This window comes from Paenibacillus sp. FSL H8-0261 (genome assembly GCF_045040645.1).
Classification (GTDB): Bacteria; Bacillota; Bacilli; order Paenibacillales; family Paenibacillaceae; genus Paenibacillus_AQ.
On the sequence record NZ_CP150297.1, the window covers coordinates 6114040 to 6125405 of the forward strand.

11 protein-coding genes are annotated in these 11366 nt (G+C 42.1%); 1 reads left to right on the top strand and 10 read right to left on the bottom strand.

Annotation, left to right across the window (positions count from 1 at the left end; all coding sequences use genetic code 11):
* Positions 1-12: 12 nt before the first annotated feature.
* Together MHI27_RS27195 and MHI27_RS27200 are read right to left on the bottom strand one after the other, a co-directional pair.
* Positions 13-1569, bottom strand: coding sequence for an SAM-dependent methyltransferase (locus MHI27_RS27195; protein ID WP_405175068.1), 1557 nt, complete (start codon positions 1567-1569; stop codon positions 13-15).
* A 49-nt stretch (positions 1570-1618) separates the two neighbouring features.
* Positions 1619-2473: a copper amine oxidase N-terminal domain-containing protein gene (locus tag MHI27_RS27200; protein WP_405175069.1), complete on the bottom strand. Its 855-nt coding sequence runs from the start codon at positions 2471-2473 to the stop codon at positions 1619-1621.
* Between the two features lie 169 nt (positions 2474-2642).
* On the opposite strand from MHI27_RS27200, the gene MHI27_RS27205 reads away from it, so the two are divergent.
* On the top strand, positions 2643-3851 hold the full coding sequence (locus tag MHI27_RS27205) for an oxalate decarboxylase family bicupin (protein ID WP_405175070.1): 1209 nt from the start codon (positions 2643-2645) through the stop codon (positions 3849-3851).
* A gap of 43 nt (positions 3852-3894) precedes the next feature.
* On the opposite strand, the gene arsC is transcribed toward MHI27_RS27205, so the two are convergent.
* The 8 genes from arsC to MHI27_RS27245 form a co-directional block, all read right to left on the bottom strand.
* Positions 3895-4314 carry an arsenate reductase (thioredoxin) gene (gene arsC, locus MHI27_RS27210; RefSeq protein WP_405175071.1) on the bottom strand — a complete coding sequence of 140 codons (420 nt, stop codon included), beginning with the start codon at positions 4312-4314 and terminating at the stop codon, positions 3895-3897.
* Positions 4315-4334: 20 nt separating this feature from the next.
* Positions 4335-5624 carry an arsenic transporter gene (locus tag MHI27_RS27215; protein ID WP_076300950.1) on the bottom strand — a complete coding sequence of 430 codons (1290 nt, stop codon included), beginning with the start codon at positions 5622-5624 and terminating at the stop codon, positions 4335-4337.
* A 99-nt stretch (positions 5625-5723) separates the two neighbouring features.
* Positions 5724-6050, bottom strand: a complete 327-nt coding sequence (locus MHI27_RS27220; protein ID WP_042191975.1) for a metalloregulator ArsR/SmtB family transcription factor — start codon at positions 6048-6050, stop codon at positions 5724-5726.
* 258 nt (positions 6051-6308) lie between these two features.
* Positions 6309-7634: a HAMP domain-containing sensor histidine kinase gene (locus MHI27_RS27225; RefSeq protein ID WP_341146480.1), complete on the bottom strand. Its 1326-nt coding sequence runs from the start codon at positions 7632-7634 to the stop codon at positions 6309-6311.
* On the bottom strand, positions 7635-8303 hold the full coding sequence (locus MHI27_RS27230) for a response regulator transcription factor (RefSeq protein WP_042191977.1): 669 nt from the start codon (positions 8301-8303) through the stop codon (positions 7635-7637).
* Positions 8304-8330: 27 nt separating this feature from the next.
* Entirely contained in the window at positions 8331-10292 is a 1962-nt protein-coding gene (locus tag MHI27_RS27235; RefSeq protein ID WP_405175072.1) for an ATP-binding cassette domain-containing protein, read from the bottom strand.
* Positions 10293-10662: 370 nt separating this feature from the next.
* Positions 10663-10806: a hypothetical protein gene (locus tag MHI27_RS27240; RefSeq protein ID WP_179085821.1), complete on the bottom strand. Its 144-nt coding sequence runs from the start codon at positions 10804-10806 to the stop codon at positions 10663-10665.
* Positions 10807-10822: 16 nt separating this feature from the next.
* Positions 10823-11350, bottom strand: a complete 528-nt coding sequence (locus MHI27_RS27245; protein WP_405175073.1) for a DinB family protein — start codon at positions 11348-11350, stop codon at positions 10823-10825.
* Positions 11351-11366 lie beyond the last annotated feature (16 nt).

The following is an 11366-nucleotide window of genomic DNA, read 5'->3' on the forward strand; positions in this document are numbered from 1 at the left end:
TCTTCTTACGATTTAATCCTCGCTCAGAGCCGTTATTAGTTCCAACACTACTTCATTATCCGGCTCTACAGCAAAAGCTCTACGCGCGTAATCCAGTGCAGCCCCTTCAGCTCCAAGCTCATAATTACAAATCGCCATACTATAAAGCACCGAGGCTAATGGTTCTTCCGAATTGACATGCATAGACCGCTCTAAGTAGGCTAACGCCTCCTCGAACTTATCCATTTCATACAGCAGTAACCCGGCATCCAGTGATAGGTCATAGCTCTGTTCCATCGGATAGTAACCTGTCCACATTAATCGTATCCCCTGCTGAAGATCCAGCATTTCTTCATCACTTGCAGTGGGTAATAGCTCAGAAATCCGTTCAGCACTGTGGATAAACCATTCCGCATCGTACCCTCCTAATCGCCAAAAGACCAAAATTTGCTGTATCTCCATAGCGTCTAATTGATGGTCGCCCCATTCCTTCATACTGAAGAAATCATCCGGACCAAAACGCTCTACAAACCGTTTGTAGCCCAGCCGAGTGTTCGTATAGCTCATCGGCGCGTCCAGCATAAGAATACATCCGATGTTCAAGTTTTTATAGTGATGTGTGGTAAATAAGGATTGAGCCCCTTTTTTCTCCAACACATGCTGAATCGCATGATAGTTCGCCGTTAAGGAGAAACTTCCGTGATGAATAAGCTCAGGTGGCTCGGCAAATTCCCAATTCTCGATACGGTGATCTCCCTTATCTGCTGTTAGTAGTACGAAACCTTCTTTAGACAACCTAGCAAGCCGCTCCAGACATGTAAGCCCCACCACCGGAAACAGGATATGGGAATCCTCCAGCTTTTGCTGATAAAGCGCTATAACGTCATGATAGGGATAGGTCTCCGCTTCGTAATTAGCCGCACGGCGATAATGATACTGAGGAATGATTTTGCCGAGTACATCTGAGGGGTTGTCCGAATCTGAATCCGTTGAATACTGAATCGACACCTCACATTCAAATATTTTACCTTCATCCACATAAATTAATTCCTGCGGGATACTGTCAAAAAAATAATTCGCTACAAGTAGCAGCGGCTGCTGTAAATCACCAGGTTTGATGCTGAGCTTAGCGTGCACTAGATACAGTTCAGTATCCTGTACTGCATCAAAACGTGCGAAATCCAGTATACCCTGCTCTACGAATGGAAGTAGGCTTGGGTGCTGCTGCCAGCTGGTTATATTTTTAGCGGGTAAATCACTCATCACATAACGAAAAGGAGGAAGCGGAGTTCCCGCATAATCTATGATTTCGCATAGTTTCTTAAGGATATGGTACGCTAATCGACCCGCTCCTGCTCCCAATTCCAGTATGGTGACTGTTTCAGAGAGATGACCTTGTCCAGCCCGATCTTGCAGGAATCCGAAGATCATTTCTGCGTATGCAGTCGCAATCATAGGATTACTCGTAATATACTGCGGAACCTGATCATTATTCCAAGCCTTTAATCCCTGTTCTTCATAATAAGCCCGCTGCAATTCCCAAATGGGTGCTTCACTGAAGCGATAGTGCTGCCCTTCGTTTCCTGTCATCTATTTCTTAACCTGCTCTCTGTATATCTTGTTAGAACACCTATGATACTTATTCCGCTCTCAATGTACGAGATCTGAAAATGACGTATTCAGCTTCTGTAGGAATGGAAACGGAAAATGACAACAATGCCGCCTTGGAGGTTAACACATCAGGTCCTTTTAAGGTTTGGTAGTAAGAATTCCCCTTGCGGTCCACACTCACCAGCTCTAGTTCCGCATTCCCTTTAGGGATGACGAAGCCGGAGGTATTTTGCACGCCTAAGGTTAGTCTGAATTCTTTTCCGGATTGAGCTTGTGTTAGCTTAAAAGGATATAACGGATACGGATGTGCTGTCGTCTCCACTGGGTAAGGCGTGAGCGCACGATCTGCCTCAGGCTTCGCCCATTCCTCCCCTTTTCTGGCGCCAATGCCAAGGGTTAATTTATTCACGTTATTGAACTGAGTTTCCCAGCGAAATGTCTTTAACCCCTCTAGAATAGGGGATGCTGGAACAAACAGGATTCCATCCTTGATCTCTGGGGCGATGCCTAATGAATCTTCTGTCTCTCCATTAAATTCTGCCTCTAGCTGCCCTGCTTTAATCTTCCCTACAGAGCGATCCAGTAGTGAAACTGTAACGCTGTTCGTTAATGCGTCATAGAGCAAATCTGCACCTATCGCACTCGAAAAAGCCCGAATCGGCACCATTAATTTACCTGATTTAAAATAAGGAGCGAGTTTACCTGGAAAAAGGACGTAATACCCCCCGTATGACAGTGGCATTACCTGAGTCCCTAACTGGACAGCTGCCGACACCGATGTAGGTGTAACCGCGGAACCCGCGGCGAACATAATTACCAATAGACCTATGACATAAGCTCTTATTCTCCCTAATCGTTGTAAGGACTCCTTAATGTGATTCATCTCAAACCCCTCTCCCTCTCTACTCCGTCTAGAACAAAGCCTCTATTAGTAATAATCAATGATCCCCTTGCGCATGTCAACTTGTTCCACTTTTGTTATTCATCATATAAGACAGGATTCCGCATATATTTTCATTGAGTTATTTAGAATCATGAAAGGAGTGCGATGGATGACTGCAGATGGACAGGATTCGCCAAGAAAGACAAATATCCCTCAGCCCATTCGAAGCGATGGCGCAGGGGGATTAGATAAAGGACCACGTGATATAATGCGGGATTTGGAGAATCCCGACATGTTTGTCCCTCCCGTGACCGATGCCGGTCTCGTCCCCAATTTAAAATTCTCTTTCTCCGATGCACATATGCAGCTTAATCATGGTGGCTGGTCGAGAGAGGTGACGGTCAGAGACCTCCCCATCGCCACTACACTAGCTGGCGTCAACATGAGCCTAACCCCCGGTGGAGTTCGTGAACTCCACTGGCATCAGCAAGCGGAATGGTCTTATATGCTGCTAGGTCGAGCTCGAATTTCTGCCGTAGATCAAAATGGTCGAAACTTCATAGCAGATGTGGGGCCAGGTGATCTATGGTATTTTCCGCCAGGTATTCCCCACTCTATACAAGGTCTTGAAGAAGGCTGTGAGTTTCTGCTTGTATTCGACGATGGAAGTTTCTCTGATCTAAACACCTTGTCCATTTCCGATTGGTTTGCTCATACTCCGAAAGAAGTGCTTTCGGCTAACTTTGGGGTGCCTGCCGCTGCATTTGACTCCATTCCCACCGAACAGGTCTATATTTATCAGGATCAGGTTCCGGGTTCATTGCAAAGTCAAAGGGTAGAATCTCCATACGGAGAGATCCCACAAACCTTTAAACATTCCTTATTGGCTCAACCTCCGCTGAAGACTCCCGGCGGGAGTGTCAGAATTGTCGATTCCAGTAACTTTCCCATCTCCAAAACCGTAGCTGCCGCATTGGTAGAAATTGAACCCGGAGGGATGAGAGAGCTGCACTGGCATCCAAATAACGATGAATGGCAGTATTATCTTACCGGAAAAGGACGCATGACCGTATTCGCTGGAAATGGTGTAGCACGCACCTTCAACTACAGAGCAGGCGATGTAGGATATGTTCCTTTTGCGTTTGGACATTATATTCAGAATACAGGCGACGACTCCTTATGGTTCCTTGAAATGTTCAAAAGCGATCGTTTTGCCGACGTTTCACTGAATCAATGGATGGCTCTCACTCCCCATGAATTGGTTCAAAGTAACCTGAACGTTGGACCAGAGGTAATGAACGCCTTAAGGAAAGTGAAATGGCCCGTTGTGAAATATCCTAAGCCAAGCAAAAACGCCTCCGGCGTCCCTAAAGGCTAAAGGACGGTAAGCGTTTTACGAGAAATATAAGGATAAGGGGTAACTATTCGCCGGTCTCCGCAAATCGTTTGATTCTTTCCTCAATCTGGTCACGCACACGCTGGAACACTGCCCACTTCTCTTCATCGGTCCCTTGCGCTTTTGCCGGATCATCGAAGCCCCAGTGTTCCCGTTTGACCTTCGGAGGCGTCATTGGACATTTATCCGCAGCGTCCCCACATAACGTAATGACTAAATCAGCATTATTCAGCAGATTAGAACCAATCATATCCGAGGTCTGTCCAGAGATATCTATGCCTACTTCGCTCATAGCTTGTACAGCTTTTGGATTTAGACCATGGGCTTCAATTCCAGCGCTGTACACGTTCCATTCTCCCCCTAAATATTGCTTCGCCCAGCCCTCAGCCATCTGACTCCGGCAAGAGTTTCCTGTACATAAAAAATAAATCGTTTTCTTGTCCATCTGATCTTCCCCTTTTCAAATTAAGTAATCAACAACCACAGATAAAGACCTAAAAGTGTAATAAACAACGTTGGGATAGTTAATATAATGCCCGTTTTAAAATACGTTCCCCAGGATATCTTCACACCTTTAGCCGAAAGCACATGGAGCCACAGCAGCGTTGCTAGTGAGCCAATCGGGGTGATTTTAGGCCCTAAGTCTGAACCTATAACATTCGCATATATTAATGCCTCTTTTATAACTCCGGTTGTATGCGTTGCATCAATTGCGAGTGCGTCAATCATTACAGTAGGCAGATTATTCATCAATGATGAGATCAATGCAGCAATGAACCCCATACCCATAGTTGCAGCGAATAGACCCTGATCAGCAATCATTCCTATCGCCTTAGCGAGTAGATCAGTTAGACCCGCATTCCGAAGTCCATATACCACGACATACATTCCAATGGAGAAGAACACAATCGCCCAAGGTGCTCCTGTAAGCACTTGTTTCACCTTGACGGAAGGGCTTCTTCTCGCGAGGAGCATGAACAAAATTGCAATGATTCCCACAACCACTGATACCGGAATCTTCAAGAATCCACTAACGAAATACCCTATTAAAAGAATAGCCAGTACAATCCATGATAGACGGAACATCTTCTTATCTTTAATAGCCTCTTGCGGATCTTTTAGTTCGGAATCATTAAATCGCTTCGGAATACTTTTGCGAAAAAAGAAATAAAGCACCACGATACTCGCTATCAATGAGAATAGCGTAGGTACAATCATTTTCCCCGCATACTCCATAAAGGTAATTCCAAAAAAGTCAGCCGATACGATATTCACAAGATTGCTAACCACAAGCGGCAATGAGGTGGTGTCCGCAATAAAGCCGCTAGCAATAATGAATGGAAATACTTTTTTCTCATCAAAATTCAGCGCTCTTACCATAGCAAGTACAATAGGGGTAAGTATTAGCGCCGCTCCATCATTTGCAAAAAAGGCAGAAACCAACGCACCAAGAACGATGACATAGACAAACATTCGTGTTCCGTTCCCCCGTGCTGCTCGCGCCATATGTAACGCAGCCCATTCAAAAAATCCAATACTGTCTAAAATTAAGGAAATTAAGATGATTGCAACAAACGCCAACGTCGCATTCCACACCATTTGTGTTACATCCAGAACATCATTAAAGCTAACTACCCCAGCTAGTAAAGCAATGATCGCTCCGCCGCAGGCTGACCATCCAATCGATAAATTTCGAGGCTGCCAGATTACAAAAATTAAAGTTACCATAAAAATAAGTATGGCTAAAATGACCACTTTCTCAACACTCCTATAATCTACGAATAAATCCTAATAAATCCTATATCACCATATAACTATATAGTTATATACACTTTAAAAAACTACAACTATATTTTAGTCGCAGCACGGTGCTTTAACTTCTTTATTCAAACTAGCCAATATCGCGGCTGAGCTGGGCATTTGTTGAAGAACAGCCTTAAGATGTGGTTTATCCTCGACATTTAATGAATAATGCACCCACTGCCCTCGTTTGCTTTCTTTCACGATCCCTCTATTCTTCAATTTCCGTAAATGCTGACTAATCGCCGGCTGGGATATATCAAAAATATCAAGAAATTCACACACGCACCATTCCCGTTCTTTCAAAAGTGAAAGCATGGCCAGTCGCGTCTTATCTCCTAAGAGCTTCAAATCATCTGCAATATCCGTCAGTGACTGCATCCCTACTTCTCCTCCTTCCAACACTTATATAAGCGAATACTTATATTGTAATGAACTAGACATTTAGAAGCAAGACTTTTATGTACTCGCTTCTCTTAATTGTTCTCAGAGTTTATATTTTGATTCAGTCCGTTAACTATTCATATGACTTAATATTACGTTTAAATCTGTCAGATCATATTTATAAAAAAAGACCGACAGCTCTCTCGCGAGAACTATCAGCCTTATCTATTTCTATGGACTTGTTTAGTATGTGGTTTAGGTTCTAGGAATCGTTACAACAAACTGGGTTCCTTCTCCAACTTTACTCTCCACATCAATATTACAATCATGTATTTTCAGAATCTTCATTACAATGGAAAGTCCAAGTCCATTCCCTTTAAGAGCGCTGCTACGCGCTTTCTCCACCATATAAAATCGATCAAAGATAAGCGGAAGTGCTTCCTCAGGAATGCCTTTACCAGAATCTTTGATATATACCTTCACAAATTGCGCGTTCATCTCAATTTCAACATGAATGGTACCGTCTTGCCCCGTATATTTTATAGCATTATTTATTAAGTTCTGCCAGACCTGATCAAATAAATCTTTATCCACCGTGATCTCGCAAGGCAATAAATCCAATTCAATCATAATATCTTTCCGTGCCCACTGTGGTTCCGCTAATACGATCGTTCTTCTTAATTGTTCGTCTAATTGGAATGTGGTGGGATTAACCGGATGGTGCTCCGAATCGAGTGAGGCTAATCGGAGCAGATTATCACTAAGCCTAGATAGGCGTAAGGTTTCCTCATAGATAATATCCAGATGCTCTTTTTGCTCTTCTAATGGAATGACACCGTCTTGCAGCGCTCTTGTAAATCCTCTAATCGATGTAAGTGGTGACTGCATTTCATGAGAAACATTGCTGACAAAATCATCACGAACTGAGTCCATTTTCTGCAGCTCACTTGCCATACGATTAAAGCTCTCCATCAGTTCACCAAATTCATCTTTATTACGATAAGTCAATCGGACAGATAAATTGCCTGACGCCATTTCCTTTGCTGCAACAGTTAGCTTCTTAATAGGCTTCACAATATACCTGGACATGAACAAGATAAGCAAGCTTCCGATGACTAGTACAGCTAAAAGTGTAAACAGAAGCGTAATTCTCAAGCCTCTTACAATCGATGAAAAATCAATCTTAATAATGAAAGCACCTTTTCCATCATCTATCTTAGGAACCCCTACGATAGCAAGTCCACCCCTACCCGATAGAAAGACCGCATCGGTTGTGTTGGAATTGAATAAGATAGCAACTTTCTCCTTGTCTAAAGAAAAAATAGACTCACTTGGCTCATTAACAACCGCTATATCTATACCAAATCGATTAAGCAGATCTGCAAATGCGTTTACTTTTTCCGGATCATCTATCAGATTTGTCACCTTTGCTATATCTTTAGCAATATTAATAAACATATGGTTTGGGGTATTATTTTTTTCTGAAAACTGCATAAAAAGAAAAAAGGAAATAATTAAACTGACTAAAACAATACCAATGAACGTAACGACGATTCGAAGACGCAGGCTTTTTCTCACCATCTAGGCTAGCTCCAGACGATAACCAAGTCCTCTTACTGTAGAAATGATGAACTGAGGGATGGGTTCAAGACGTTCTCTCAAGCGTTTGATATGCACATCAACCGTCCGCTCATCGCCTTCATAATCCATTCCCCATATATTCTCTATTAGCTGAGTGCGGGTGAATATTTGCCTTGGCGAACCCGCCAAAGCAAATAACAGTTCACATTCCTTCTTTTTCAATTCAACCATTTGATCGGCATTAGCGACTGTTAAATTCCCTAGATCAATCGTTACTCCCCCTAATTGAATAACATTCGAAGGGGTTACATGATATCTCTTTAATAAAGATTTCACACGCAGTACCAATTCAATGGGATCAAACGGCTTTACTAAATAATCGTCTGACCCCGCATTAAATCCTCTGACTTTATCCTTAGACTCTCCTTTGGCTGTAACCATTAGGATCGGCATATCAATATAAGATCGAATATCTTCTGTCAGTTCTATACCATCGATATGAGGCATCATCACATCCACAATCGCTAAATCAATTTTTGTATGAGCTAGAATGTCTAATGCTATTTGACCATCTTCCGCTTCCACTACGGAAAACTGATCTTTTTCAAGATATAATCGTATTAATTTGCGGATATGGGAATCATCATCAACCACTAGAATTGTGCTCATACATCAATTTCCTTTCCAACATTATATTTATTCGTATCGTAGAGATTCCATTGGATCGAGCTTGGCAGCCTTCGATGAAGGCATCAAACCAGCGATAATACTGATCCCTGTACTTACAACTAATCCGAATACGATATAAGATCCAGATAAGTTAATAAGCTTTACGCCAAAAGCATTTTCCAGAAGTATATTTAAGCCAAAGCTAATGATCGCTGCAAAGATTATTGCGAAAACACCACTAAATATTCCCAATAATGCGGATTCGGAAAAGAATATTCGCTTGATATCTTTCTTTCTTGCCCCAATCGCACGAAGGATCCCAATTTCTTTAGTCCGTTCGACTACACTAATATAAAGTACAACCAATATCATAATCCCTGATACGATGAGTGATATCCCTGCGATACCAGATAGAACGATCGTAGCCATATCCACATAAGTCGTAATACGCTCCATGATTGATGCCGTTTGAGAGCCCGAGAAACCCGCATCAACAGCCGCTTTATTAATATCATTTACATATTTCATATCCGTTGCAAAAGCATTAACCTGAATCGGACCAATGGTAATCCCTTTATCAGTATACATTTGCTCCAGCGTCTGTGTTGGAATAAATCCTGTTGGTGACATTTGTGCTCTTGGATCAGTGGCTTCATAAACACCAGAGACCGTAATTTCTTTTTCCAACGTTAGCGGTTTATGATGAGCATCCATTTCATTAATATACAGATAAATTGACTTCCCTACCATAGCATTTGGTTGGTCATTTCCACTTAATTGACTCGCTATTTTTGTTGGTAATAACACTTCATTTTCTTTCGGTAAAGTCCCTGCTTTAATTGTCGCTTTATCAAATGTATCGTTTAAGGTGGTTAATTGTGTGAGACTACCCGTTTGTTCTCCAAAAACCGTAGTAGACTTACCTGTAATCGTTGTTATAGTCTCCACATGATCTACATTTGGGAGGTTACGAATCGTTTCAACATCGGCCTTTGTAAACGAAACACCCGGTAACATCATCGCTTCTGGGCCTTTCATGTCTTTGGCTTCTGGATTTGGCTTAGTGATATCTACCAGCAAAGGGTCCATACTTGAATTAATTTCATTATTAATATAGCTAGTGATCCCATTTCCTAAGGAGAGCATCAAGAGTACACTTAAAATACCTATCGATCCACCCAAAGCTACCAATACATTACGTTTGGCATTAAGCTTCATATTTTGAAGGGCCATTTTGAAAGAAGCCATTAAGCTGAGATTTCGGGCCGAACCATCTCCCCCATCATAGGTAGCCATGGAACGTTCCTTCAAATGAATATCGTCTTTCACCAATCCCTCTTCAAGCTTAACGATACGGCTACCGTAATCAGCTACTTTCTGCGAGTGGGTCACGGTAATGACCAAGATTCCTCTTTTCGCTATGCTGTCCAACAAAACTAAGATTTGATCACCTGTATCCTTATCCAGCGCACCCGTAGGTTCATCTGCCAGTATAATATCTGGATTGTTCGACAATGCGCGTGCAATGGATACCCGTTGCTTCTGTCCACCGGACAGTTGATTTGGACGTTTTTTCAGATGATCCTTTAATCCTACCTCAGTCAAAATTTCTATAGCACGCTTATTACGTTCTTTCTCGCTTGTATTCGTCATCTGCATCGCAACCGTAACATTTTCCAAGACTGATAAGTGTGGAATCAGATTGAAGTTTTGAAATACGAAGCCAATGTTATTCTTACGATAGTCATCCATTTCCTTTTCGGTCATCTTGCTTAGGTTCTTCCCGCGAACAAGGACATCGCCCTCATAATCAGAGTCCATTCCACCAATAATATTCATTAGTGTGGACTTGCCGCAACCGGATTCACCGAGGATAGAGACAAATTCACCTGTCTCAAAGCTTAAATTCACATCATGGAGTACTGGAACCTTTTCCTTACCATATAAAGTATACGATTTTTTAACATTCTTAACCTCTAATATGTTCATTCCGATCTCTTCCTCTCCTGGGTCACGCTCTTTTTCTCTGCCTTTGATGTTTCCAATCCTAACAAATTTGTGTGAACTGATAATGAACTGGAATACCTCCACATCTTGAGACAATACATTTAAGGAGGAAGTGGTAACTACGGGGAACTTTTGGACTTCCGGCTGCTGTTGTCTCCAAATTTCCTGAATTGTACCGCTGTTAGCGGATGAAATTCGGAGACAAAGGCGGTCGCTACCGCTCCTACAGTTCCAAATTGCCCCTTCGTAACTCTCCTCCGTTTATTTTTAGGTCAAGTCATAGAAAAAGGCGAATTCTCACTCAGCATGGAGTCGAATTCGCCTTTTTCTGTTAGGCACATTTTATAAAGATTTAGTGAGTCATATAATAGGCAATTCGCCCAACTTCTTTACCTGTGTAATAGACGATATCAAAGATTAGCACTGCTAAGATAAATTTCGAGAGCAACGGATACTTGTTAAATAAAGGCTTAATACTCTTCTCTATGAACTCCATTTATGTTCCCCTTTCTTTAAGCTAGCGCTCTTTTTCGTATCAATCTAATTTGGCCTCTGTGATTAATTTCATCTTCGAATACATGAAACCACATGAAATAGTAGTTCGCCTGTTTGTTATGCCAGAATTCCTCTTCTGTATATAACCAGTCATCATCAACGGTTGCGAACAATGCATACGTTCTTTCTCTTACTTCATTTAAACGGTCTAAATAATAGTTAAGATCATTCCCTTTAATCATCGCTCGCCCTTCGTCTCCTAAGCTTAACGCTGGCCCCCATATTGTTAATTCTTCCTCAGACAAATCTCTTCCCTCAAACGTTGCCACTTGATACGCATATTCTACCGCAGCGTAATGTAATAATAATGATCCAATAGAGTTACTCTCTGAATCCAATAAGTAGTCCAATTGTTCCACTGTTAGACCTGCAACGGCTTGTAGTGTTGTGTGTCTGGCATAGTTCATCATGGATAAAAGACGACTAATTTCTGGCGTATAACCTGGGATATCCGTAATTAGATATATTTGTTCCATATCGATCATAATGAGTTCTCCCCTT